The organism is Idiomarina piscisalsi (genome assembly GCF_003987095.1).
Classification (GTDB): domain Bacteria; phylum Pseudomonadota; class Gammaproteobacteria; order Enterobacterales; family Alteromonadaceae; genus Idiomarina; species Idiomarina piscisalsi.
In genome coordinates, this window is the sequence record NZ_PIQA01000001.1 from 599359 (window position 1) to 625731 (window position 26373).

23 protein-coding genes are annotated in these 26373 nt (G+C 47.6%); 10 read left to right on the forward strand and 13 right to left on the reverse strand.

Annotation, left to right across the window (positions count from 1 at the left end; translation table 11 throughout):
- Positions 1-25 precede the first annotated feature (25 nt).
- Positions 26-1372 (forward strand): KamA family radical SAM protein, encoded by a 1347-nt coding sequence (locus CWI73_RS03015; RefSeq protein WP_126751483.1) that lies wholly within the window; start codon positions 26-28, stop codon positions 1370-1372.
- Between the two features lie 19 nt (positions 1373-1391).
- Here CWI73_RS03015 and kdsB read toward each other — a convergent pair whose 3' ends face one another.
- From kdsB to CWI73_RS03040, 5 genes are read right to left on the reverse strand one after another with little or no spacing between them, the layout of a single operon-like run.
- Positions 1392-2153, reverse strand: a complete 762-nt coding sequence (kdsB, locus tag CWI73_RS03020) for a 3-deoxy-manno-octulosonate cytidylyltransferase (protein WP_126751484.1) — start codon at positions 2151-2153, stop codon at positions 1392-1394.
- Positions 2150-2347, reverse strand: a complete 198-nt coding sequence (locus CWI73_RS03025; protein WP_126751485.1) for a Trm112 family protein — start codon at positions 2345-2347, stop codon at positions 2150-2152. The genes kdsB and CWI73_RS03025 overlap by 4 nt, the downstream gene beginning before the upstream one ends.
- Positions 2337-3323: a tetraacyldisaccharide 4'-kinase gene (gene lpxK / locus CWI73_RS03030; protein ID WP_126751486.1), complete on the reverse strand. Its 987-nt coding sequence runs from the start codon at positions 3321-3323 to the stop codon at positions 2337-2339. The genes CWI73_RS03025 and lpxK overlap by 11 nt, the downstream gene beginning before the upstream one ends.
- Positions 3323-5071: a lipid A export permease/ATP-binding protein MsbA gene (gene msbA, locus CWI73_RS03035; protein WP_126751487.1), complete on the reverse strand. Its 1749-nt coding sequence runs from the start codon at positions 5069-5071 to the stop codon at positions 3323-3325. The genes lpxK and msbA overlap by 1 nt, the downstream gene beginning before the upstream one ends.
- 35 nt (positions 5072-5106) lie before the next feature.
- Positions 5107-7263 (reverse strand): DNA internalization-related competence protein ComEC/Rec2, encoded by a 2157-nt coding sequence (locus CWI73_RS03040; protein WP_126751488.1) that lies wholly within the window; start codon positions 7261-7263, stop codon positions 5107-5109.
- Between the two features lie 50 nt (positions 7264-7313).
- Here CWI73_RS03040 and CWI73_RS03045 point away from each other — a divergent pair, with 50 nt between their 5' ends.
- Positions 7314-7823, forward strand: a complete 510-nt coding sequence (locus CWI73_RS03045) for a DUF2062 domain-containing protein (protein ID WP_126751489.1) — start codon at positions 7314-7316, stop codon at positions 7821-7823.
- Here the strand turns inward: CWI73_RS03045 and CWI73_RS03050 are convergent.
- Genes CWI73_RS03050 through CWI73_RS03060 form a run of 3 tightly spaced genes read right to left on the reverse strand, consistent with a single transcriptional unit; the run spans position 7820 to position 10981 of the window.
- On the reverse strand, positions 7820-9055 hold the full coding sequence (locus CWI73_RS03050; protein WP_126751490.1) for a lipoprotein-releasing ABC transporter permease subunit: 1236 nt from the start codon (positions 9053-9055) through the stop codon (positions 7820-7822). The genes CWI73_RS03045 and CWI73_RS03050 overlap by 4 nt on opposite strands.
- Entirely contained in the window at positions 9052-9762 is a 711-nt protein-coding gene (lolD, locus tag CWI73_RS03055) for a lipoprotein-releasing ABC transporter ATP-binding protein LolD (protein WP_126751491.1), read from the reverse strand. Before lolD ends, CWI73_RS03050 begins: the two co-directional genes overlap by 4 nt.
- Complete coding sequence (locus CWI73_RS03060) at positions 9755-10981, reverse strand: lipoprotein-releasing ABC transporter permease subunit (protein ID WP_126751492.1); 1227 nt, start codon at positions 10979-10981, stop codon at positions 9755-9757. Before CWI73_RS03060 ends, lolD begins: the two co-directional genes overlap by 8 nt.
- Positions 10982-11066: 85 nt before the next feature.
- Here CWI73_RS03060 and CWI73_RS03065 point away from each other — a divergent pair, with 85 nt between their 5' ends.
- The 5 genes from CWI73_RS03065 (at position 11067) to CWI73_RS03085 (ending at position 18667) form a co-directional block, all read left to right on the forward strand.
- Positions 11067-11708, forward strand: a complete 642-nt coding sequence (locus CWI73_RS03065; RefSeq protein ID WP_126751493.1) for a PilZ domain-containing protein — start codon at positions 11067-11069, stop codon at positions 11706-11708.
- 71 nt (positions 11709-11779) lie between these two features.
- Positions 11780-15259 carry a transcription-repair coupling factor gene (gene mfd, locus CWI73_RS03070; RefSeq protein ID WP_126751494.1) on the forward strand — a complete coding sequence of 1160 codons (3480 nt, stop codon included), beginning with the start codon at positions 11780-11782 and terminating at the stop codon, positions 15257-15259.
- 20 nt (positions 15260-15279) lie between these two features.
- Positions 15280-16374: a CsiV family protein gene (locus CWI73_RS03075; RefSeq protein WP_126751495.1), complete on the forward strand. Its 1095-nt coding sequence runs from the start codon at positions 15280-15282 to the stop codon at positions 16372-16374.
- 14 nt (positions 16375-16388) lie between these two features.
- Positions 16389-16868 carry a MarR family winged helix-turn-helix transcriptional regulator gene (locus tag CWI73_RS03080; protein WP_053952388.1) on the forward strand — a complete coding sequence of 160 codons (480 nt, stop codon included), beginning with the start codon at positions 16389-16391 and terminating at the stop codon, positions 16866-16868.
- Between the two features lie 2 nt (positions 16869-16870).
- On the forward strand, positions 16871-18667 hold the full coding sequence (locus CWI73_RS03085) for an ExeM/NucH family extracellular endonuclease (protein WP_126751496.1): 1797 nt from the start codon (positions 16871-16873) through the stop codon (positions 18665-18667).
- On the opposite strand, the gene CWI73_RS03090 is transcribed toward CWI73_RS03085, so the two are convergent.
- Complete coding sequence (locus CWI73_RS03090; protein ID WP_126751497.1) at positions 18604-19623, reverse strand: hypothetical protein; 1020 nt, start codon at positions 19621-19623, stop codon at positions 18604-18606. The two genes, CWI73_RS03085 and CWI73_RS03090, sit on opposite strands and share 64 nt — an antisense overlap.
- A 45-nt stretch (positions 19624-19668) precedes the next feature.
- Here CWI73_RS03090 and CWI73_RS03095 point away from each other — a divergent pair, with 45 nt between their 5' ends.
- Positions 19669-19974: a peptide-methionine (S)-S-oxide reductase gene (locus CWI73_RS03095; RefSeq protein ID WP_126751498.1), complete on the forward strand. Its 306-nt coding sequence runs from the start codon at positions 19669-19671 to the stop codon at positions 19972-19974.
- 12 nt (positions 19975-19986) lie between these two features.
- Here CWI73_RS03095 and asnB read toward each other — a convergent pair whose 3' ends face one another.
- The 4 genes from asnB to CWI73_RS03115 form a co-directional block, all read right to left on the reverse strand.
- Entirely contained in the window at positions 19987-22002 is a 2016-nt protein-coding gene (gene asnB / locus CWI73_RS03100; protein ID WP_126751499.1) for an asparagine synthase (glutamine-hydrolyzing), read from the reverse strand.
- An 18-nt stretch (positions 22003-22020) separates the two neighbouring features.
- Entirely contained in the window at positions 22021-23088 is a 1068-nt protein-coding gene (locus CWI73_RS03105; RefSeq protein ID WP_126751500.1) for an aspartate/ornithine carbamoyltransferase family protein, read from the reverse strand.
- A 113-nt stretch (positions 23089-23201) separates the two neighbouring features.
- The gene (locus tag CWI73_RS03110) at positions 23202-24635 is read right to left on the reverse strand and encodes a sodium:solute symporter family protein (RefSeq protein ID WP_126751501.1); all 1434 of its coding nucleotides are present in this window, start codon (positions 24633-24635) and stop codon (positions 23202-23204) included.
- Entirely contained in the window at positions 24628-25131 is a 504-nt protein-coding gene (locus CWI73_RS03115) for a hypothetical protein (protein WP_126751502.1), read from the reverse strand. The genes CWI73_RS03110 and CWI73_RS03115 overlap by 8 nt, the downstream gene beginning before the upstream one ends.
- 144 nt (positions 25132-25275) lie before the next feature.
- Here CWI73_RS03115 and folK point away from each other — a divergent pair, with 144 nt between their 5' ends.
- A complete protein-coding gene (gene folK / locus CWI73_RS03120) occupies positions 25276-25644 on the forward strand; it encodes a 2-amino-4-hydroxy-6-hydroxymethyldihydropteridine diphosphokinase (protein WP_126751503.1) in 369 nt (122 codons plus the stop codon).
- Positions 25641-26348, forward strand: a complete 708-nt coding sequence (locus CWI73_RS03125) for an SDR family NAD(P)-dependent oxidoreductase (RefSeq protein WP_126751504.1) — start codon at positions 25641-25643, stop codon at positions 26346-26348. The genes folK and CWI73_RS03125 overlap by 4 nt, the downstream gene beginning before the upstream one ends.
- Positions 26349-26373 lie beyond the last annotated feature (25 nt).

The window sequence follows — 26373 nt, forward strand, 5'->3', positions numbered from 1 at the left end:
ACTGCAGATAATTACAGAGAGGCTTATGCAGCAAGTAGTTAACGTACAACAACCCATCATTAAACCTCGTCGATTCAAGGTCTATCAGCACCGACAACTAGATAAAATAGAAGCACTGAACAAAGTGCCTGCTGATATGCGTTTTGAAATGAAAGTCGTTGCTAACGTACTGCCATTTCGCGTCAACGAATATGTGTTTAACGAGCTTATTGATTGGGAGAATGTACCCAACGATCCGCTGTTTCAGCTAACTTTCCCTCAAAAAGATATGCTTGAGCCGTCTGCATTTCAGCGCATGGCTGACTTAATGTCAGGCAAGCACACAACAAATGAAGTGTTTGATCTGGCAACACAGTTGCGTCAGGAAATGAACCCGCACCCAGCTGGGCAAATGCAGATGAACGTACCTCATGTCGATGGCGAACCATTACCTGGCATGCAACACAAATATCGTGAGACCGTTCTGTTTTTCCCTGCCCAGGGTCAATATTGCCATTCTTACTGTACTTTCTGCTTCCGTTGGGCACAGTTTGTTGGTAAAGCGACGCGCTTTAATTCTAATGACGCCGATCAACTACATCGCTACTTGGCACAGCACAAAGAAGTGACAGACTTACTGGTAACGGGCGGCGACCCAATGGTTATGCGCACACGTAAGCTAGCGGAATACCTTGAGGGATTGCTGAAACCTGAGTTTGAACACATTAAGACCATTCGTATTGGTACTAAGTCTCTCACTTTTTGGCCTTATCGTTTTATTACCGACCCGGATGCGGATGAAATGCTGCGTTTATTAGAACGCTTGGTTGATGGCGGTAAACATGTGTCAATTATGGCGCACCTTAACCATCCGAATGAACTGCGCACTGAGGTGTGCCAGGAAGCCATTCGCCGTTTACGCAGTACCGGCGTGCAAATTCGCTGTCAGGCACCTTTACTCCGCCACATTAACGATGACCCGGATGCATGGGCAAGAATGTGGACAAAACAAGTACAGCTGGGCATGATTCCATACTACATGTTCGTTGAACGTGACACTGGCGCGAAACGTTACTTTGAAGTTCCACTTGAGCGTACTTGGGAAATTTTCCAAAAGGCGTACCAGCAAGTTTCGGGTATTGCCCGTACTGTTCGTGGGCCATCAATGAGTGCCGGGCCAGGAAAAGTCGAAGTTCAGGGTGTGACAGAAATTGCCGGTGAGAAAGTGTTTGCACTGCGCTTTATTCAGGGCCGTAATCCTGACTGGGTACAACGTCCGTTCTTCGCAAAATATGACCCGAATGCAACATGGCTGCATCATCTTAAGCCAGCGTTTGGGGAAGAGAAGTTCTTCTTCGAAGATGAGTATGCGCAAATGTCAAAGATGGACTAAGACATTCGGCAAGGCCAGCTTAGTCGCTGGCCAGTGCCCGCGCCCGTTGCAAGTCGGCTTCAGTATCGATACCTGCGGCGGGCGTTTTTATTGCTTCAGCGACATGAATACGCTCGCCATGCCAAAGTACGCGTAACTGCTCTAACGACTCAATATGCTCAAGTGGGCTGCTTTCCCAGGTAATGTAGTCCAATACAAAACCAGCACGATACGCATAAATACCTATGTGACGTTGATAACTCTCAATAACCGCCGGCTGTAATGGTTGCTCTTTCGCAAATTCATCGCGATTCCACGGTATTGCCGCACGGCTGAAATACAGTGCATAACCTCTGCTGTCAGTAACCACTTTGACTGCATTTGGATTAAATACGTCATCTGCGTCTTTAATGGGTACAGACAGAGTCGCCATGGGCGCTGCCGTCTGATTAGCCAGATTATCCGCAACCTGACGGATAATTTCAGGTGGAATAAAAGGTTCATCGCCCTGTACATTAACAACCACTTCGGATGTTTCAATATTGAGCTTACTTATTACTTCCGCCAAGCGCTCAGTACCGGAGTTGTGATCCGGCGAGGTCATTAATACCTGACCGCCAAAGGTTTCTACCGCGCTTTCTATTCTGCTGTCGTCAGTCGCAACGATAACCCGCCCCGCACCACTTGCCTGCGCACGTTCGTACACATGCTGAACCATGGGCTTGCCGCCGATGTCAGCTAAAGGTTTACCAGGTAAACGACTCGAGCCATAGCGAGCAGGAATGACAACGGTAAAGCTCATGAAGGAACCTTTTCTAACTCTTCACTGCTGAGCTCACGTGCTTTGTCGGCAATAAGTACCGGAATACCCTCGCTAATCGGATAGGCAAGCTGCTCACCACGACAAACCAACTCGTCTTTTTCCACATAGTGAACCAATTTCCCCTTGCACTTAGGGCACGCCAGTATATTTAACGTTTTAGCTTCAATGGGCATTTCGTTTCCTTTCCAACTCTTTCAGTAACTGCTCTTTAAGCGAATCGGGCAGTTTGGTTGCTATGGGCTGATAATACCAATTATCTAACGCGAACGATTGGCATTTTCCAGCATCTTTTTCCGTCATTAGTATGGGTAATTCTTTCAAGCCGCTCAAATCACTTTCAACAAACTCATGATGATCATTAAAAGGTACGGCTTGCTCTATTTTAAAACCTTGATCTTTCAAGGAATTGAAAAACCGCTGCGGATAGCCAATAGCTGCCACTGCGTTATAAGTCTGTTCCTTATCCAGTTCACTTTGCTCGTTATTATCGACCCGATACCATTGGCCGTTTTCGACTTCCGTCACATACCGGGCAAATGGGTGGCGACCATAATTTGACACTACCCATTGAGAGCCTTTTAAGCGCCATGGCCCTTCTCTAAGAGGGCCAGCCGGCAACAACCATCCGTTCCCCACACCGCGTTCAGCGTCCAGCATAATCAGTTCAATATCGCGTTTAAGCGCATAGTGCTGGAGACCGTCATCGGAAATAATGATATCGACGTCAGGGTGTTTCTCCACCATATACTCTGCGGCCTCAACCCGTTTGGGAGCAATAATCACGGGGCACCCTGTACGTTTATGCATCACTAACGGCTCGTCACCCGTTCTTTCCGCATTATCGCTCTTAGTAACAGAATGAGGAAAAGGGCCTTTCGCCCCGTAGCCACGGCTAACAATGCCCGGCGTCCACCCCTCTTCTTTCAGCCACTGACAAAGCGCAATAACCATGGGTGTTTTGCCGGTGCCTCCAACGCTGATATTACCCACCACAATAACCGGCAGATCCACTTTGTGGCGCTTAAATAGCCCTAAAAAATAAAAGCTACGGCGTAGGTTTGTCAGCAGCCAAAACAGCAATGACAACGGCGCAAGTAACAATAAAAGCGGATGAATACGCGCCTTATACCACTGCTGTTGAAGCCACATTAGGCGCCTCCGTGAAACTGTAGGTTATACAGCTGCGAGTATGCGCCTTCCTGATCGAGCAGTTGCTGGTGAGTGCCTCGCTCAATGATCTCGCCATTGTCCATGACCAAAATTTCATCGGCGTTCTCTATAGTCGATAGCCTGTGCGCAATAACAATCGCTGTGCGGTTTTGTCGTAATGCGCCTAAGGCTTGCTGAATATGACGCTCAGACTCGGTATCAAGGGCCGAAGTTGCTTCATCCAGAATAAGTATTGGCGCATCTTGTAAAAGCGCCCGTGCAATTGCAATACGCTGACGCTGACCACCAGACAACATAACACCGTTTTCACCCACCATAGTATCCAGACCATTTGGCATGTTGTCGGTAAATTCAGTGACATAAGCTTGCTCAGAAGCTCTTATTATGTCGTCTTTTGACACCTCTTTTGACGCACCATAAGCAATATTATTAGCAATTGTGTCGTTAAATAGGGTAACGTGCTGAGACACCAGTGCGAATTGTCGACGCAAACACTTCAGTTTGTAGTCATTAATATTGTGACCATCCAGCAAAATGCGCCCCTGTTCAACATCGTAAAAACGGGTCAGCAAGTTCGAAATTGTTGACTTACCACTGCCGGAACGTCCTACCAGCGCTATCGTTTTGCCTGGGGCAACATTGAAGCTGACATGCTCTAAGGCTAAGTCATCGCCCTGCTGGTAACCAAAGCTCACATCATCAAATTCAATCTGCCCGGCCGCGCGATCAATCACTTTTGAGCCCTTATCAATTTCAATAGGCTCATCAAGGATAGTAAATACACTCGTTGCCGCTGCAATACCGCGCTGAAAGTCACTGTTCACATTGGTAAGTTGCTTTAATGGGCGTAATAGCATGATCATCGATGTCAGCAAGGTCGTGAACGCACCGGCCGATAGCTCTCCCAGCATTTCTGGGAAGCTCGCTATAACCAGAACCATCGACAAACTCAATGACGCAATGAACTGAATAACCGAGGTACTAATAGCGCGCGTATTCACCAGCTTCATGTTTTGGTTACGCGTCGTATTATTTATTTCTGAGAACCGTTTTGACTCTTTCTTTTGACCCTCGTGCATGACCACCACTTTGTGGCCATTAATCATTTGCTCGGCGGTGGTTGTCACATTCCCCATGGCGGTTTGAATACGGCTGCTGACTTTACGGAAGCGTTTAGAGACTACCGCGACAACTTTAGCAATAAGCGGTCCGACAACCAGAAACACCAAAGACAACTGCCAGCTTTGATAAAACATCAGCCCTAATAAGCCAATAACAAAAGCGCCTTCGCGAACTAACACCAATAAAGCCCGGCTACTGGCTTCAGCGACTTGCTGGGTGTCATAGGTAATCTTAGAAATTAAATCGCCGGTTGAATGTTGGTCATGAAAGGCAACAGGCAACTTCATCAGATGGTCGAACAGTTGCTGTCGCATTTTAGTGACAACTTTAAAGCCAACCCAATTTAGGAAATAGCTGGAGGCAAAGTTAAAAAAGCCACGGATAACAAAGAAAAACGGAACAAAAATAGCACCATAAAGGAGAATGTCGGAGTTTTGCTCGGTTAATCCGTCATCGATAAGGGTTTCAATTTGAGAGAAAAATAGAGTATCGACGCCTGCATAACCAATCATGCCGATAACTGCGGCGATAAAAGCGAGCTTATAAGGTTTGATATAACCAATTAAACGCTTAAAGGTCGTCTGTTTTTTTTGCTGAGAATCCATGTAGTCTCATATAAGTCATTAAAACTTTGTGCATTCTACCTGTTTTCATGTGGTAACTCCAAACTCCATGAGTCCCCGTCGCTGATTATTGTTATTTGCCCGACTTCCTGCGTGCCGTACCACGGCGACCCAGTGCGCTCTAACCGCTGTACAGTATAACGGTGCGGGAAATTGTAGCCACGATGTTTACCATAACTAATAACGTAAGCCTTGGCATTTACCGCCTGTAATAAAGGCCAGCTTGTCGAGGTTTTGCTCCCATGGTGTGGAACAGCAAGTATGGTGGAGTTAAGCACGTCTTTCGACTCAAGAGAAGCGAGTAACGACTGCTCTGCCGCCATTTCAATATCACCGGGAAACAACATTTTAAAGTCATTCCAGCGTAACTGAACAACACAAGACTCATTATTGCGGCTTAATTGACCACCTTTTGCATAGGACGCTGTCGGCCAGTAGGTATGCAAAGACATACCGTTCCAGTGAATAACCCGCCCGGACTCACAAGGATTATTCGTTTTAGCGCCTTGCCATTTTATGTTCGGGTAGCGTTTTGCTAAATACGCTTTACCACCACTGTGATCAATGTCTTTATGACTAATAACGGCAAGCTCCGGCACGAGCCCGTGGTATCTTAGAAAGGGTTCAATAACCTGCTCTGCCACACTAAAGCCGCTATGGTACGAAACACCTGTATCCATAAGAAGCGCACGGCCATTTCTTTCAATAACGACCGCCTGACTTTGTCCGACATCTAACATATGAACACGCAGCTGGCCGTCGCGACTATTGAGCAATACAAAGGCAGAAAGCGGCAGACATAGAGTCAGCAATGCTCGCTGCCAAATTCGGACCACAGGCACAATAAAGGCAATAATAAGAGCCCATAAAGCACCGAAACGTGCCTCTCTGGTAACCGCTAGAGCGTCGATTGCCAGCCAGTTCGACGGGTGGCCACTCAGCTTTTCCAAGTACGGCATCACATGAACTAATGGTTGCTCCGCAATATACCATAGCCACTGCGCGTAACTGACACCGTCGAATAGGCTGCACACCGTTGCAATAAGAGACAACGGTAAAATCCAAAAGCTAATAATTGGCAGTATCAGCAAATTAACCAGGGGTGCGAACAGCGAAAACCCACCGAATAAATACACTGACAACGGCGCCATAATAATTAACAGCACCCATTGAATGGACCAAAGTTGCCGAAGGCTGGCAAAACGCCCTTCTTTCGGGCGCCAGCGCCAGGAACTGAAAAACAATGCCGTGACGGCACAAATAGACAGCCAGAAGCCAGCATCCTGCCAGGCGAAAGGGTCCACAATAAAAACGCCAAGACAGGTTCTAAGCAGTAACTGCAGTGGCGTTATTCGAACAGCAACTAACTTGTGGGCCAGAACAATGCCCGCGAGCACAAGAGCACGAACCGTCGATATCGCAAAGTCCGCTAAAAATGCGTAGAAAACAGCGACCGCAATGCCAGCGCAAACGCTCACCAACCTTTTGTTGTAGCGCTCCCGGAAAGCCGGGCTTAGCGGTAAATAACGAAAAACGAATGACGCAAAAAGAAACACAGCGCCAATAACCATACCGATGTGCAAGCCGGATATTGCGAGGCTGTGCGCTAACCCTGTTTTTTGCCAAACCTCTTTGACTTGGTATGGCAAAAGGCTTCGCTCGCCAATGGTTAAAGCCGCAATAATACCGCCAAAACTAAGGCCGCCGCTCTTGATAGTGTCGAAAATCTGCTGTCGAATGCCAGGGGCACGGTTAAGCAACGTCACGTCTTTTAGCGTGCCGACCGCACTGATACCTTGTCTCTTTAAGTATGCTTTGTAATTAAAGCCACCATCGTTTCGGTAACTTTTGGGGGCTTTAAATACCGCAGTTCCGCGCACGGTATCGCCCGCTTTCAACACTATACTTTCGTCGTAAGTGTAAAGGTTTAACTGTACCCGAATGCTTTGGTACCAAGACGGAACGAATTCATTCGCACGCAAAACCCTGCCCGTAACACGCGTATGGTATTGATAGACTTGAGGGATTTCGTCGAGCGTTATTTCAACAGAGTATTCAGCGCCCAGATAGCTCTTAGGTAGTGACTGAAACTCTTGCCAATAAAGGTTGGCATTCACCCACGAAATACCGCAAAATACAACAATGAGTAGTAACCTGATGGTTTTAGAGTCCATCGCTTGCTCCCTCCCTGGAGCAAATCGAAACAGGTATTAAACATCACATTATGGCCAGACGCTTTATTCAACGCTTTATGCCTGACCACCAAAAAGTGCGTGAGTCTAAGGCAATAAGAATATTTGGCAGCCTTTTGCATGATGCAAATTTATGGCATTTAAACCGGCGTTCAGCCTCTGGGGCGTTCGCTGTTGGCCTTTTTTGTGCGTTTATTCCCGTTCCTTTTCAGATGTTATTAGCCGCAGCCTCGGCCATTCCTTTTCGGGTTAATCTGCCGCTGTCTGTGGGTCTGGTTTGGGTGTCCAACCCCATTACCATGCCACCCATGTTTTATCTGTGTTATCTGGTAGGTAATGCTATTCTGGCCGAGCCTCCGCAACCTTTTGCATTTGAGTTAAGCTGGGAGTGGCTGGGACACAGTATTTCCACTATTGGCCCAGCATTTATTCTTGGCTGTTTAATTCTGGGAACATTGTCGAGCTTAATTGGCTACGTTGCCATTCGCTTGCTATGGCGCCGCTCTGTGGTTAAAGCATGGCGCAACAGACAAAGTAGCTAACCTCTATCGTGTAACGCTTTTGCAGGTTCCACTTTTATCGCTCGCCAGGCCGGATAAATTGTCGCTAACCAGCTCATCAAAAGAGCTACAACACTCACCAACACGACATCATTCCATTGCCATTGCGACGGTATTTCACTTACAAAATAAATACCCCCGTCAAGAATATCTATATTAAACAACGACTCTATAAAGCGCATAATCTCAGGCATAAACTGCCCCAGAAAAATACCAATACCAGCGCCCCAGAGTACGCCGTATAGTCCATTCATAATACCCTGGAACATAAATGCCAATAGCAGCGTCCGGTCTTTCATACCCAGCGTTTTCAACATTGCAATTTGGCGACGCTTTTTTGCCACGGTCATAACCAGCGTTGAGACAATGTTAAAGCAGGCAACCGCCATAACCAGTACCAACACCAGATAAACTACTGAGCGAACTAGCTCAATGTCTCTGTACAAATGACCATGGGTGCGCGTCCAATCATTCAAGTAGACCAATTCAGGCAGTTGGTTACCGACCTCTTGTGCAACTGTTGGCGCTTTGAATACATCATTTAGCGCCAGTCGGACCGACGTCACACCATCGGCAATACTGAGTTCATCCATCGCAGTGCTAAGCGATACGTAGGCGTTCAAGTGATCAATTTCACCACCAAATTCAAACAGCCCTGTCACCTCTAAACGCTTGCGCTTTGGGGACTGAAACCCTCTTTCAGACTTTTCAGGAAACAGAATGGATAACGAGTCACCGACCTGCACATCAAGCTTTTCAGCAATTCCTGCTCCTAGCAAAATGCCACCTTCGGAAGTCCAGCGCTGCCAGTCTTCATCACTAACGTAACTACTGAGATCAGATACCCTGTTTTCGTAACTGGGGTCGATACCTTTAAGCTGAATACCGTGAAAGCTAGTATTAGTTTGCACCATCACAGTACTGTTAATGCCGGGGGCAGTAGCAACGACACCGGGATTTTCCAGAGCTATCTTACTGATGAGCTCCCAGTTTTTGAGCTCTCCCTCTACCGCACTATATTCAACATGCGGAACAACCGACAACAACCTATTTTGAAGAACATTCTGAAAGCCATTCATCATAGACAACGCAGCAATGAGTACCGCGCACCCAAACGCAATACCTGTGGTTGATGACGCCGAAATAAAGGATAAAAAACCCTTTTTATCGCGGCGACTACGGAACCGTTTTGCCAATAACCAAGCTAAATTCATCGATGGTTCACCTGTACGTCGTCGTTCAACTGCTTACCACCAAGAGTACCATCAACTAGTCGCTCCACTCGGTGTAGCTGTTCAGCCAGAGTGTTGTCGTGAGTCACAACGATAAAAGCCGTACCCTTTTCTTTATTAAGCTCTAGCATTAGCTGATAAATGCTAGCAGCTGCTTCACCATCCAGGTTCCCTGTTGGCTCATCTGCTAATACGATATCCGGGTTATTCACAAAAGCCCGGGCAATCGCTACTCGTTGTCTCTCACCACCGGAAAGCTGTGCTGGTCTATGGGATAAACGATGCTCTAAGCCAACTCGCATCAATAAAGCTTCCGCCGCCTGCTTAGCCGCTTTGGGGTTTTCGCCGGCTATCAGCCTTGGCATAGCCACGTTTTCCAATGCCGAAAACTCAGGCAGTAAATGATGGAACTGATACACAAAACCGAGATTACTATTGCGCCAGCTTGAAAGCTTGTCTGAAGACCAGGTTGTCATATCCTGACCGTTAAACGACAGACTGCCACGACTTGGCTTCTCTAAGCCTCCAAGAATATGCAATAAGGTACTTTTCCCTGAGCCGGAAGCCCCCACAATAGCAACCATTTCCCCGGCAGAAATGGAAAAGTCGACCGACTTTAATACGTCGACCTGGCTTTCACCGTCCTGGTAAGTTTTACTCAGCTCACTACAATGCAGTAAATCAGTCATATCGAAGCGCCTCCGAAGGTTGCGTGTGAGCCGCCCGTAACGCTGGGTAAACCGTCGCTAGAATAGTTAACGCAATAGCGGCGACTGCTATCAAGAAAATTTGTCCTGCATGAATCGATACGGGTAAACCGCCGTTACCCACGGCCAGGCCTCCGCCCATTAACGCCATAATGTCATTCAAAAACAGACTGACCAGCAGCCCGAGAATAACGCCAATAATGGAGCCCACCACGCCGTTGTAAGAGCCTTGCATCAGAAATACCGAGCGAATGCTTTTATGAGAAAGACCTATAGTCTGCAAAATAGCAATATCATGACGCTTATCATTTATTACCATAATAAGCGCCGACAACGTATTAAACGCGGCCACTGCAATAATCAGCGCCAGCATCAGCCACATCATACGCTTCTCCATGCCCACCGCTTCAAACAACTGACCATAACTTGAACGCCAGTCAGACACAGTAAACTCGGTTTCGCTACGAATGTTCTCTGCCACAGCGGGCGCTTTGAACGCGTCGTCCAAATACAGTTGCAAGCCGGTTACGGTGTCTCGCGGCAAACGAATTAAACGGGCGAGGTCATCGCCATGAGCAAAAACCACCGAGTCATCAACTTCAGAGCCCATGGAGAATATCCCGCTGATAACAAAACGTCGCTGTGAGGGAACCAAGCCAAAAGGCGTATAAACACCACCTTCTGCGGCCACCAAACGCACAGTATCGCCCGGCGTTAAGCCTTGTCTTTGCGCCAGCCTTTCCCCAATAATTAAGTGGTAGTCCCCTGCGTTTAGTGAAGTCCACTGCCCCTGTGTCAATTTCTCTCGTAACGAGTCCGGTAATTCAGTTTTACCAGGATAAATGCCTTGTACCTGAGCTACAGAAAGCTTTTCATTAAATTGCAATATAGCTTGAGTTTGCACATAAGGAAGTGTTTGTTGCACTGCGTCAATGTCCGGCAGCGCTTTGCGGGCGTCTTGCCAATTCGATAACTGGCGCGAGTTGTTTGTGTCATGCACCGTCACTTGAGGTACTGCACCTAAAATGCGCTCTTTCAGCTGTCCTTCAAAGCCATTCATAACAGACATGACCACCACCAACGCCATAACCCCCAGCGCAATGCCGATAAAAGCGAAGCGATTAATAAAGGCGGTAAAGGGTGATCCCTGTCGCGACCGACTGTAACGCAGTCCGATAAACAGCTCGACGGGCTGAAACATGTTCCCTCAATGTTTTTGTGGTTGCTAATTCATTACGAGCAAGGATAATGACTTGTTAACAGCCTGACAACTAAAAGCAGAGGCAATGATGCAATCGCAGACATCGATGACAGCACCAATAGGCGATTTCTTCACCGTGCAGGAAGACTTCCCGGTTAACCTGGTACCGCTAGAGAATACTGATCAGCTGCCAACCGATGAGGAGTTTGAAACACAAATTCCTGAACTGTTTTTAATTGCCTCTAGCATGGCTGAAAACGACACCCAGAAAATACAAGCCATTAAAATCGAGCAACCTGCCGGCAGCGCTCTTGTTGACTTCCTTGAGCAGCAGCACAAACGCATGAATATTCTGCTGGGCTATATGCTACGTAATGAAGACGATGCGGCACACCGTTTTTCCGGAAAAGAGTATGGTGGCGGCGGCATTCGGGTGATTTCAGGCTCACCGCCAGAAAGCGGCCAATTATTTCAGGCGAAGCTGTTTTTTAAAGAAGAAGCACTGGCTATATTCTGTTATGTCCGTCTTGAGAGCTCAGAAGCGCTCGACGATAATGACACCTACTTATGCACCCTAACTTTCGAGCGTATCCGCGAAGAAGACCAGGAACTCCTCATACGTGCCAGCCTGCACGCGCAAAGTCGCCAATTAAAGCAGCGCTCTAAACAACGCCGCGAACAAAAAGATAATGCAGAGGAAAAAGCTGACGACTCATCCAATTCCTAGTCATTTTCAGTATAATACCGTCGTTCGCGCAGCTTTTACTGCAACCTTTTTAACGTAACTATTGAGTAGTCATGACTAAGGCATCTGTATTACGACCGCCCTTTCCTTCATCTAAAGACAAAGACATTACCTGGCAGGAACTGCAAGGTAGCTCACCGGCACTTGCTCTGGCCAAACTGATTGACTCGACTCCGGGCCGGGTTTTAGTGGTCACTGCCGATGCCAATCAGGCCTATCGCCTTGAAGAAGAAGTTAAGTTTTTTGCCGGCGAACACACCGAGTATCATGACGACATAACACTCTTTCCAGACTGGGAAACTCTGCCCTACGACAGTTTCTCACCGCACCAGGATATTATCTCTGACCGTCTGTCAGTGCTGGCACGTCTGCCGTCTGCCAAGCGCGGTGCGCTTATTGTCAGCGTCAATACCTTGATGCACCGCATTGCCCCAACCTCTTATGTGTCGGGGCAGGCACTGCAAATAGAAAAAGGTCAGCAACTGGATGCCATTAAATTGCGGGAAAAGCTTGAGCGCGCTGGCTACCGGCATGTTAATCAGGTTATGGAGCACGGTGAATTCAGTGCGCGTGGCTCCATTTTAGACTTGTTCCCAATGGGGAGCGAAACCCCTTATCGACTGGACTTTTTCGATGACGAAGTTGACACCGTTCGTCCATTTGACCCGGAAACCCAGCTGTCAAAAGACCCCATAGACGATATTAATCTGCTGCCGGCGCACGAATTTCCAATGACTAAAACCGCGATTGAGCGGTTCCGCGCCCAATATCGCGAGCGTTTTGAAGCCAGTACCGAACGCGAATCGGTCTATCAGCAAGTCAGTAAAGGCCAGCTACCCGGCGGCATTGAATACTATTTGCCGCTGTTTTTTGAGGAAACGGCTTCATTATTTGACTACTTACCAGAAGACACGGTTCTGGTGACCTTTGGCAACATTCAGGCAAGCCTTGAGCGACTCTGGCAGGACATAAATCACCGTTACGACCAGCGTCAGTTCGACCCGCTGCGTCCATTGCTGCATCCGAACGAGGTGTTTTTACCGGTTGATGCAATTCACGCTAACTTTAAGCAGTACCGCCGCGTGCGTGCCAGCGTTCCTGCAGACATGGCACAACCAGGCCCGGTTCAGTTTCACTCGCAGTCAGTATCCGATATAGCCGCCGATCATCACCAAAAAGCGCCTTTTGCAAAGCTAAACCACGTTATTAATAACGCTTTAGAAAAGTCAGAGCGGGTTATTCTCTCCGGAGAAACCGCCGGACGTCGCGAAGCACTGCGGGAGATTATTGCCAAGCTGGGTCATAAAGTGACGCTGTGTCAGCATTTAGGAGACGCGCCTGCAAAAGGTGTGGGGTTAATTATAAGCCCCATCGTCAACTCTTTTTATTTGCCCGATGCCAAACTCTGGTTCATTACCGAGACAGAGCTATTCGGCAGCCGCGTAGTGCAAAGTCGCCGCCGTGAGCAAAAAGCCACGGTCAGTGCCGATACACTCATTCGTAACCTGGCGGAGTTGCAACCTGGGCAACCCGTCGTTCATATCGATCACGGTGTCGGTCGCTATCAGGGTCTGACAACACTGGATGCCGGTAATGTCACTACGGAGTTCGTGACTATTGAATACGCAGGTGGCTCGAAGCTTTATGTCCCGGTGGCTAACCTTAATGTGCTGAGTCGATACAGCGGCGGCGAAGAAAGCCATGCACCATTACACAAACTGGGCAACGATGTCTGGGAAAAAGCCAAAAAACGGGCGGCTGAAAAAGTACGGGACGTTGCTGCTGAGCTGCTCGATATCTATGCCCGCCGCGAAGCTAAGCCAGGCTACCCATTCAAAATTAATGACGAAGACTACCAGCGTTTTGCCGCTGGCTTCCCGTTTGAAGAAACTATTGATCAGCATACCGCTATTGAAGCGGTAAAACATGACATGCAGCAACCGCGAGCGATGGATCGACTGGTTTGTGGCGACGTTGGCTTTGGTAAAACGGAAGTGGCCATGCGCGGCGCCTTTATTGCGGTAAACGAAGGCAAACAAGTCATGGTGTTAGTACCCACCACTTTGTTGGCACAACAGCATTACGAAAACTTCAGTGACCGCTTCGCCGATATGCCAGTGCGTGTGGAGGTACTTTCACGCTTTAAAACGACCAAGCAGTCCAACGCCATTCTTAGCGACCTGGCTGACGGTAAAGTCGATATTATTATCGGCACACACAAGCTGCTGCAGGACACGGTAAAATGCCGCGATCTCGGCTTGCTGATTGTCGATGAGGAGCATCGCTTTGGCGTGCGCCAGAAGGAAACCATTAAACGACTGCGGGCTGATGTCGACATTCTGACATTAACCGCAACCCCGATTCCGCGAACACTGAACATGGCCATGAATAACATTCGTGACCTGTCGATAATCGCGACACCACCGGCGAAGCGCCTGGCGGTTAAAACCTTTGTACGTGAATACGATGCGCCAACAGTGCGAGAAGCCATTCTGCGTGAAATATTGCGTGGCGGTCAGGTGTACTTCCTGCACAACAACGTAGAAACCATTGAGAAAACCGCCCGCGACATTGAAGAGCTGGTACCGGAGGCTCGTGTCACTATTGCCCACGGCCAAATGCGTGAACGTGAGCTTGAGCAAATTATGTCGGACTTCTACCACCAGCGATTTAACGTATTGGTGTGTACAACCATCATTGAGACCGGCATAGATATACCCAGTGCAAATACCATTATTATGGACCGCGCCGATCATCTAGGCCTTGCTCAAATGCACCAACTACGTGGTCGTGTCGGTCGTTCACATCACCAGGCTTATGCTTATTTACTAACGCCGCATCCTAAGCGTATGACTAAAGATGCCGCTAAGCGCCTGGAGGCTATTTCTCAGTTGGAAGATTTAGGCGCGGGCTTTATGCTGGCCACTCATGACTTAGAAATTAGGGGCGCCGGTGAGTTACTGGGCGACGACCAGAGCGGCCAAATTGAGAGCATTGGCTTTACCTTGTACATGGACATGCTCGAGCAAGCCGTAGACGCCTTAAAAGCAGGCAGAGAACCGTCTCTGTCGCAACTTCTGCATGAGCGTTCAGAAATTGATTTGAAACTACCGGCATTACTTCCTGACGACTATATTCCGGATATTAATAATCGCCTTAGCCTGTATAAACGCATTGCTAATTGCGAGACCAATAAAGAAATTGATGACATTCAGGTGGAGTTAATTGATCGCTTTGGTCTGCTGCCTGACGCGGCTAAGAACTTGTTACGTCAAACCAGTCTAAGGAACCATGCCGAACAATTGGGCATTCGCAAAGTGGATGTCGGTAATCAGGGCGGTGTCATTGAGTTTGCTGATAACACCAAAATAAACCCGGAAGTGATTATCGGCTTAATTCAGAAAGCGCCGAACCATTACAAGCTGGACGGTCCAAACCGCCTGCGCATCAGTCAACCGCTTGAAGATACTCAAAGTCGCTTAAAACTGATAGAGTCACTACTTGATGAGTTTTCTGAGCAGTCGGAAGCCTAGCGTACAAGGAGAACAAATTAATGGCGTCAGTCACCAGTCTGATTAAACACAGTTTAATTGCTGCTATTGCCGTTGCGGCAATTTACCCGGTTAGCGCGAAAGCTTTGCCGGATAAAGACTACTGGCGCTGGTTTGAAGTTGAAGTTCTGGTGTTCAAACAGCGTATTGCTGATGCCTCCAGCGAACAATTCCAGCTGTCCCCGACTCGCGTCGATGCACGCAACAAACGCGACTTCCTGACTTCGTTCTTAAGCAATAGGCCACGGGCATTAATCAGCGGGTTACCCGTTTGTGAGCCATTAGACGAGACTCAACAAATTGATTTAGCCTGTCGCTATGAAAACGAAGAGCAATGGATTCCGATTGCCGGTAACCCTTTAGCTCCGCCAGCGCCGCTTATGGCGTTGCCTGAAACCCCGGTGATCATTGACGGCAAAGGTGGCGACATTAATACCGCAGCAGCCCCGTTTTTAGTGCCTGCTGACAAGCTGGAGCTCAATGAAATTCGTACCGAGCTTGAAGAAAAAGGCCATGCTAAGCCGTTATTACACTTAGCCTGGCGCCAACCGGTTTTCAAAAAAGGTGTTGGTCCCAAGTCCCGCTTATTTGCCGGTAAAAATTACTCAAACGACTTCTTTTATGACGGCTTTCCTAAAAATGACGATGAGTTTATAGCGCCATTGGAAAACCAAAGTAGTCATGCGCTTCAGTCCGATATTGAGCAATTGTTTGCACTTATTGAAAGCGGTCGCAAGCCCTTTAAACCTTTAAGCAAAATACCGCAGCCAGAGCAAATGCGGTCGTTAAATGAGAAGAACCCGCTGGTTTGGGAGTTTGACGGTCTTATCGACATATACCTTATTGGTAACTACCTGCACATTGACGGCGAATTCAATTTACGGGAAAAAAGCAGCCTGGAGCGCATTGGTAATAGCATTGAAGAGCAAGCGCAACTCGCGTTAGCTGGTGCGCAAACCGATACAGAGTTTTTACGCAGTTATTACTTCTCGCAACTGCGCCGCGTAATTAGCCACGAAACACATTACTTTGATCATCCGAGACTCGGTGTTGTCGTCCAAATTCGTCGAACTGACTTGTCAGCTCCACGATACTAAAACGGAGGCCGATAATGGAAAAGTACGAAGAGCTTTTATTGGCGCTCAGAAAAGTTATTAGAGCCATTGACCTCTATTCCAAGCAACTCAACAAGTATTCCGGGCTGACCGCCCCTCAATTGCTCATTTTACGGGAAATTAAAGCTGCAGATGGCATTACTGCCAGTAAAGTGGCTCAGAATATTAATTTAAGTCCGGCCACGGTATCGAATGTTATCGAGCGCCTTGAACACCGCCAGCTTATTCACCGGCATCGCAGTGAACAGGACAAGCGTCGTGTGTCACTGTATTTGACCGACAGCGGAATGGAGTTACTGAATAAAGCACCCCAGCCGTTGCAGGAAGACTTTATTGAAAAGTTTCAGGCGTTAGAAGAATGGGAGCAGTCCTTACTGCTTTCTTCCATGCAGCGCATTGCCAATATGATGGATGCTGAACGACTCGACGCTGCCCCGGTGTTAGAAGTCGGTAGTTATCACAAACTGGATCATTAATTATGACTGCTTCACTGTTCACACGAGCTTCGCTCATCACAGCGTTAATTGCTGCGGCCTCTCCTTTTGCCGCAGTCGCTGATGTCTGTAAAACCGACAACCCAAATATTACGCCCATTAATGCCGTTCAGGGCAGCAGCTTTAACTCACCGATGGTCGACACTCGCGTCACGGTGAGAGGTATCGTAACGGCCAGCTGGCAAGCCGAAAAAGAGCTTGGCGGCTTCTTTATTGAAAGTGCGCCAGATGACGCTGACGACAATGACAAGACGTCTGAAGGTATATTCGTGCGAACAGATAGCCACATTAGTAACGTATCGCCCAAAGACACTATTGTTCTTTCCGGAGTCATTCAGGAAATCAACAATGTCACTACCTTAACCGAGGTTAACGAGCTAACTACCTGTGGGTCTGTTAACGCTTTACCGGCAGCCACTCCGTTTACTCTGCCTGCAGCCGATAAAAGCGCCTTTGAGCGTGTCGAAGGCATGCGCGTAACACTTTCCAGCAGTAATAATGAGCCTCTCACCGTTTCAGGCAATTACAATTACTCGCGTTACGGCTTTGTGGATGTTTCTGCGGGTCGTTTATGGACACCGTCGCAGATTGTTCAACCAGGCGACGAAGCCCGTGACCTGGCAGCAAAAAACGAGCTTAACCGCATTCAAATGGACGACAACAGCAACCAGAAAGATCCTCGCCCATTGCCTTTTGACAGTTTATTTTCAGGTCCTCAGAAGAGTTTACGTACAGGCTCTGAAATAGAGCCGTTAGTTGGCGTAGTCAGTCAGTTTAATAACCGTTATCGGTTTCAGCCATTAGACACGCCGCAGCTTAAAGTGCCCGGAAAAACTGTTGTTTCTGAAACACCCGAAAAAGCTGGCGGCACACTAAGAATAGCCAGTTTTAACGTGTTAAATTTCTTCAATGGTAATGGCCAGGGGCTAGGCTTTCCAACGCCACGCGGCGCCGATACACCGGAAGAAATGAAACGGCAACAAGCTAAAATTGTAGCGGCAATAAACGCATTAAACGCCGATGTTATCGGCATTATGGAAGTTGAAAATGACGGTTTTGGAGAGCACAGTGCCATTCGTCAATTGGTCGATGCGTTAAACGATTCCGGCTCAGTCACCTACTACATCTCTGAACCGCAAGCTCAGCGTATTGGCGGTGACCAGATAACCGTTGGACTGATATACAACAAAGACACTATCTCTGCGTCTTCTCATGCTTTAGTTAACACCGCCGGTGCATTCGCCTGGGGCAGCCGCCCGCCGTTGGCACAAACGCTGGAAGATAAAAACACTGGCGAAGAGTTTACTGTTATCGTTAACCACTTTAAGTCCAAAGGAAGCTGTCCGGAAGACAACGAAAGCCCAAATAGCAACCAAAATGACGGACAAGCTTGCTGGAACGACTTGCGGGTAAAATCTGCGGAGCAGCTTACTGAATGGATCGCAGAAGAAGCCTTCCCGAATGCAGTATTACTGGGTGACTTTAACGCCTATTACAAAGAAGATCCTATTCGTTACTTTTCAGAAAACGGCTTTCATAATCCATCAAAGGCAACTGACTATTCCTACGTTTATGACAGCCAAGCTGGTGCGCTTGACCATATTTTTGTGGCAGATACGCTAAAAGACAATATTTCAGGCGTTTACCATTTACCTTTTAACGCTGACGAGCCCTCGATTTATGATTATCGCAATGCGGACTTTTATGAACCAGCGGCTTATCGTTCGTCAGACCATGATCCATTAGTATTGGATTTGCGCTTTTCAGCATCGGGCATGTAAGCATTTGTAGTACCAAAGTGAACTTCAAACTCAATACCGACTAGCCACTGGCCTTGTCGTTGCTCTTGTAAGTGACTGCGAGGCCAGTGATACCCCACCCAGCTTTCAACAAAGAACCACTCCCTTAAGTAACGCTGTCGATTTAACAGGCGTAAACCATAATCACTAATGGGCACCTCATGGTCAGTCTGCCCCTCTATCCAAGTCTCCGTTGCCCAGGCCTTATCTTCGTTATATAAGTGATATAGGCGCGCCGTTGAGCTCCAGCGTAGTCCTTCTGTTTCCTCAGCAAAAGTACCTAATGCCCCCCACTGTAACAACCAACGTTCATCTAATGCCGACTCATAATTGAAACGCTGCGAGACGCCAAGTCCATCGCTATCTCGCCAAAATACCGCCGACTGAAACTTAAGCTGCTGTTTGTCCGATATGACAAAGCCCGTCATATAGCGTGCTCTCACGTAAGTATCAAAACGCAGACCACCGCGGATACCGACACTGTAGGATACTCGGTGCCCCTCATGTATCTCAGGGTCAAACCCTAATCCAACCAACCATTCACGGTCAGACTCCGGCGAGCGTATCACCGATGGTTTACCCGTTGACTCTTCGTCTAAAAACTCATCGTCATCAACACGCCCGATAAACGCCGACACGTTGTCTTCTAAGTTAGGCAGTGCAACACGAGCACGAAAACGCGACTTAACCTCAAAACCGTCGTATTCGTCCCACTGCGGTGCCACCGAAAGGCGTCCGTAAGAGCGCCTGTAATCGTCTTCAAATTCGCCATCACCAAAAAGCCCGTCAAACCACAGTGCGGTTGCATCGACTGTGTCTCCTAAACCAACCCTGAATCCATCCAGCCAAAACTCGTCATCCTTTTGCTCCTGCTCGGCAGCAAGACAGGGCAAAGTGCAACTTAAGGTGAGAATAATTGAGTAAGTAATCTTTTTCATAAAAGTTGGTCTATAAAGTATTAATCCTGGCGTTTGGAGTTTGTCATGAAAAAGCTCATTACTATTGTTAGTGTCACACTGTTATTTTCTTGTTTCAGCATGGCACAAAATACTGAGCCAACAAAGCAAAATAATGAAAAAGTCGCCACACTTGCAGGTGGCTGTTTTTGGTGCGTTGAAGAAGCTTTTGAGCAACTAAGTGGTGTACGTGAGGTGGTATCCGGTTACGCTGGCGGCACCGAAGAAAGCCCTGGTGGTGAGCAACCGTCGGCAGCGTTAGAGTTTATTCCACTGGAAGACATGGAAGAGAGAGGATACGGTGACTACATCTCTGCAGTCACCGGTGACTAAAAAGTTAGAAAACTAAGCAGTCCAGCCGAGCTCTTTTGCTCGCTGTGCTGCTTGCTCAGGCACGTCTGTTGCTACAAAGTGATGGTGTAACACCTGAACACCCAGCATGTGGTTAATCACGGCGTCCAGCTGCACACGCTCTTCGTTAGGCACGCTTTCGTCCTGATGACGCTCAAAGGTTTTAACCACCTCGTCATAGTCGAGTAATCCGGCAGACTCCACCGCGTCCTTACTTAAGAACTGCTCAGCCAGCTTTTCTACAGCTTTCCACTTTTCCGGATCGGTATGCGCAGGCGGTGCCATAAAGGCAAACTTTTCGCGCTTATACAGGGTTTCCGGCAAGAGGCCTTTCATCGCTTCACGCAGTACATACTTTTCTTTGTTGCCTTTTATACGTAAATGGGGCGGCACAGTGAACGCATACTCTGCTAAATGGTGATCAAGAAACGCAGGACGCGCTTCCATCGAGTTTGCCATATCGACGCGGTCACCACCCCAAGTCAGTATTTGCCCTTCCAGCATGGTTTTTATCCATACATATTGAGCTCTATCTAACGGGTGACGGCCTTCCAGCATGGTTTCATCCAAAGTATCTGCAATGGCCTTGCTTGGATCATAACTCTCTACTTGTTGACGCTTCTCAGCCGACATTAAGGGTAAAGCGACAGACGAGCATGACAACCAAGGCTGCACACAACTCGGGGTAAAGCCCATTTTCTTATTGAACGCGTCACTGACGAATTCTTCACGAGCCAGCATAGCGCCCTTGAATAAGGCATTGTTCTTTTCCAGCAACTCCTGCCATTCTACCCGCTCAACTTCCGGCAAGTGATCAAGGCCATGCAGGAACATATCTTTACGGAACGCCGGGTAGCCCGCAAAGAGCTCGTCCGAGCCCTCACCAGTCATCACCACTTTGTAGCCGGCTTCATGCACTTGCTGACTCATTAAATATTTAGCGACACCCAAAGTGTTGTATATCGTTCGCTCTGTATGCCATAAAGTTTTCACGAAGTGATCGTAAAGATCGTTGGCATTCAGGCGCATAATATGATGGTCAGCGTTAGTCGCTTCCGCCATCTCCTTCGCTATTGGCGTTTCGTCGTAGTCGTCCGAGTCAAAACCAATGGTAAAGGCTTTTACGGAAGTTTGAGTCGACGCTGAAGCCAACCCCAGTATCGAACACGAATCGATACCACCTGACAAATAACAGCCGACCGGTACATCGGCAGTCATTCGATGCTGAACCGCCTCTAACAACTTGGCACGAACACCTTCAATGTACTCTTCTTCATCGACGTCAGCGCCCGGATAACTGTGCTCAGGCGGGAAATCGACGTCCCAGTATTTGTGCTCTGACGCAACCACTTTGCCGTTTTTACGCTGCAATTTAACGACATAGCCTGGTTGTACCTGGTTAATTCCTTCAAACGCCGTCGAGCCGGGCACCATGACCTGAATCAATTGGTGATATAAGCCCTCAGCCGAGAATTGACGCTTAACATCCGGGTGCGCAAATAAAACTTTCAGCTCCGAACCAAACACCACACCGTGATCTGTTTCCGTCCAGTACAGCGGTTTAATACCGAAGCGATCACGCACTAAATACAGGCTGTCGTCTTTGGCATCAAACAAGCCAAATGCAAACTCGCCACGCAACTTCTTTAAGGTGTCCTCCAGTCCGTAACGCTCGAATAAATGCAGTACAATTTCAGAGTCACTCTTACTATTAAAACGTGCGCCACGCGCCGTTAAGTCGGCTCGAATACGTTTAAAGTCATAAAACTCACCGTTGTGTGTCAGCATCAAACGTTTGTCTGCGGACATAAAAGGTTGACGACCCCGGTTTTCATCGAGATCAATAATAGACAAGCGAGCGTGACTAAAACCTACGCCGCGCTCCGGTTGAATCTTGTAACCAAACCCATCAGGCCCGCGATGATGCATAATCGCCGCCATGTTAACCAGAGTTTGAGGGTTAATTTCTCTATCCGTTTGGTGATGAAAAACGCCAGCAATTCCGCACATTCTTTGCTTTTCCTCGTATTAAACGACATCAATGACGCGTTCAGCTCGCTGAACCATACAGGTTAGTAACGCCATACGTAAAAACACTGCCCCTCTGGCCTGACTAAAATACCAATTATGAGGCGTATGATCTAAGTCCGTTGAAAGTTCTTCACCACGCGCCAATGGATGCAAAATAATGGCGCTTTCTTTTAGTGGCGACTTTGCCGACAAATGAAATTCACTGCCGTAGGTGTTTACTGAATTACCTTCCCATGAAATAGCGTTGATATAAACCACATCAAGCTCTGGTAATACCTCATCGAGCTCTCTGGTACTGCGAATTTTTATTCCCGCCTGCTCTACCTGTTCTTTTTGTTCACTACCAAATAGCTGCTCTGTTGACGCCTCATCATGGATGATGACCAGCTCATCAATGGCCTTGGGAAACTTAGTTAAGCACTTAATGAAACTTCTGACCGTGCGCATTTTGTTCGGTACGCCAATAATACCGACTTTTATCGGAGCGTTTTCCGCCTCTTCGGTGACTAAGTCAGGACGCCATTTAAATATCGCGTACATATCAGACAGCGCCTGAGTTGGATGCTCATCGGCACCGTTACCGGCGTTGATAATTGGAATACGCAGAGAATCTATCATTTCCTCAAGCGAGGTTTCATTATTGTCCCTAAGCACCACGCAATCGCCGTAGTTATTAAACATCTCGGCTATATCCGACAAACACTCGCCTTTTGCGATGCCTGTGGTTGACCGGTCAGTTATCGACATAATATCGCCCCCTAACCGATGCCAGGCGCTTTCAAACGACAGTCGCGTGCGGGTGCTTGGCTCATAAAATGCGCTGATTAATATCTTGCCCTGCAACGACGTACTAAAACGGCGGGGATTCGCTTCATACTTCGCAGCCAAACGAAACAACTGCAACATGCCTTGCTGAGAAAACTGGTCAGCCGACACAATATGTTGATTCGCCAATTTCAGTAGGTAATCGCCGTCCTCCTGAATAGCTTTTAACAACGCCTTCGGGTGAGCATCGCCGCAGACATCGGGGCGCTCACGTTCGAAGGATACATCCTTTATGTTCATAGAATTACCATATTGTTTTTGAAATTAAATCTTTTACCCAAAGCACCAGAAGTACTACAGGCGCTAAGCAACTGAGGATCAACGCAGTGATAATCATCCACTCGAATACCGACTCACCCATTAGCATGTGCGTCTTCCTCCTGTAGCTGCTTCCAGTCAAAGTTGTACTGGCTGGTCATGATACCCACCGCGCATATCAGTCCGGATACCGCGCAAGACACCAGCGCTGCCACATAAAAACCTATCGCGAAATAACCTATCATTCCGCACGCTGTGCCCGCTGCCATAGCTATTGCTGCATAAGTACCGGTCAGCTTCTTATGATAAAGCCCCAGTAATATTGGCCAGATAGTGCTTGCCACAAAAGCTCCGGCAAAATTCAGTAATGCGCCCAGCGTGGCTATTTTAGGAAGACAGAAAAGCCAGGTAATGACTCCCAACGCAAAAATACAGCTTCGGTTAAAACGCATCAGGTTTTTATCGGACGCCTTCGGTTTTAGTTTTTTGTGGTAAATATCCTGGGTAACGAGATCGGATGTTGCAGCTAATAACGAATCAAGGCTTGAGGCTAAGGCTGAAAATATCACAACGAAAACGATAACAGCGCCTGCTTTACCCAATACAGCTGCGGCAACGGTTGGGCCTATCATATCCATACTAGGCGGGAATATGCCTAACTGTGGCGCCGCTAACGCAATAAAGCCGGTAACAATAGGAATAGGCAACCACATTAACCCACCGGTTAAATAGGCTTTATAAGCAACACCCTTTTTAAACGATAGCGCCCGTGACCACCACACGTTGGAATGAAAAATTTCGCCTAGACCGAAAAAAATATTATTAAACAGGAACATAACGGCAGCGGGGAACAAGACGTCGAGCAACTTTGGATGCTCCGCTGTCAAATTCTCATGAATACTGCTTAAACCGATATTGTCGATAAGCCAGTAAGCAATAAAGCTGACACCGGCAATAATAATGAGTGCCTGAATAAAGTCGGTTGCAATAACGGCGCGCATACCGCCAAACAAGGTATAGCCCACACAAATGACTAAAATTGTGGTCATCCCGATGTGGTAGTCGAGCCCGGTTAAAGACTCCAGAAGAATACCGCCCGCCATGCCCAGGCTGATTAACCAGCCGAATGCATAGACGACAGAAATAATCATGAACACAACCCAGGCAAACTGACCATAACGCAGTCGGATAAAGTCACCTGAGGTATAACCGTTAGGCAGCAGCTGTTTAATGCGTTTCGCCATGGGGGCGAACAAAATAAGCCCCAGCGCTGCAAATGAGTAGCCTATCATGCCCCACACACCAAACTGAAACGTCAGCTGCGGCGCAACCAAAGTGGTATTACTGGTCACCCAGGTTGCCATCGCCGTCGCCGCCGCAAAAGCAAAACCGACGTTTCGGCCGGCTAACGCAAAGTCTTCATGGCTTTTATTTTTGCGACCCAGCCAATACCCAAAACCTATCCAAAACAGGCCAAAAAGCACAATGATGAGAATGCCGGTACTTGTGTCCAGTGCAAATTCAGTCATGAGGATGGTGTCGCGAGTGTGTCCATTTACGATGAAGTAAAAGCAACGTGGTTACGACTGCTACAAAAACAATTAACCCAATAAAAAACAGTGTCAGTGCCTGCCACAGAGGATAATGCTTAACCGTAACCTGAATAATATTACTGACCAGCGACTCGCCGCTTTTGGTTTCGGCTCTGGCTCTTAAGTGATAACTGCCATTTGAAAACCCGGTTAGCGATATAGTGGAAAAGTCACCCAACGCAGGAAACTGTTTCTGGTTGTCAGTGAAGTCTGCATCTGTCGCAACTTCAATGGTTAACTTGTCGAGCTTTTGCAGCTCTGACTTTGCAGACACTGAAACATTAAAGTACCCTTCTTTAATAACTGAAGTGGGTCCTTCAATGGTAAGCTGGTGAGCCGATTCATTCGCAAGGGTTGGCGTTGGCAGAAAGCCAATAAAACAAAATAAAAACAAGATATAGCAATAGTTAAAGCTTTTTTTGTTTTTTGTCATTAAGACATCTGCTCGCCAACGCAAGTTGAAATTTCAGGCTATCAGCCAATTATAGCAATTTCAACTGTTTCACGGGGTCATCTGTTTTACGCTGTACACCGTATATGACACAACATAATTTTTACGTTTAGTGGCTTTTAACTTATGAAGTATTTATGCAGCCTGGGGTCGAATATCGATCCTGAAATGAATATCCATCACGCAAAACAGCAGTTACGAACGATCAGCGGCGACTGCTTGTTCAGTCAAAACATAGCCACGAAGCCGGTTGATATTGATACAAACAACGGTTTTCTCAACGCGTTATTTATTATCGATACACCGCTTAACTCAGATGAGCTTAAGCAGCAATTTAACCAAATAGAAGAAGCTCTGGGTCGCGACCGCAGTGATCCGGAAAGAAGCAGAAAAGACAGAACCATCGATATTGATATTTTAGGGTCTCTTGATGAACGCCCTGATGTACCGGAGTATTTACAATCACTGACTACAGAGTTGGGGCTTGCCTCATGACGAAAACCGCACTTGTTACCGGCGCTGGTCGCCGTTTCGGCTTTGAAGTCGCCAAAGCACTCATAGAAGACGGCTACAAAGTATTTGCACATTACAACCATTCAAAAGACGGTGTCGACGAACTCAGTAAACTGGGCGCTGAACCGGTTCAGGCCGACTTTACCCGCCAGGATGACATTAAAGCCCTAAATGCCAAGGTTCAGAAAAGCGCCTCTAGACTGGATTTATTGATTAATAATGCGTCCTGTTTTTTCGACAACGATACGGTCGACAATGACCCGGAAGCGCTTGCAGCTGTCTTTCAGGTTCACAATGTTGCGCCCTACCTACTCATTACAGGCTTACAACAGCAACTGTCGAACTCTGACAATGGACTTATTATAAATATTACTGATATATACACCGACAAGCCGTCCACGAATTACATTGCTTATTGTGCTGCGAAAGCAGGCTTAGCCAATATGACTCAAGCCTTTGCTAAAACATTAGCGCCGGATGTGCGCGTTAACGCTATTCAGCCAGGCCCAATTTTATTCCTGCCCGAGCACGATGACGAACATAAAGTGCAAGTGCTGGATGAGACTCCTTTGCGTGTAGAAGGTGGCTTAAAGCCCATGATAGACACAGTGCGCTTTTTACGCGACAACCCATTCTTAACGGGTGAATCGATAAAGGTTGATGGTGGCAGAGCGCTTAAGCTATAAAAAAACCCCGGCTGCTCGGCCGGGG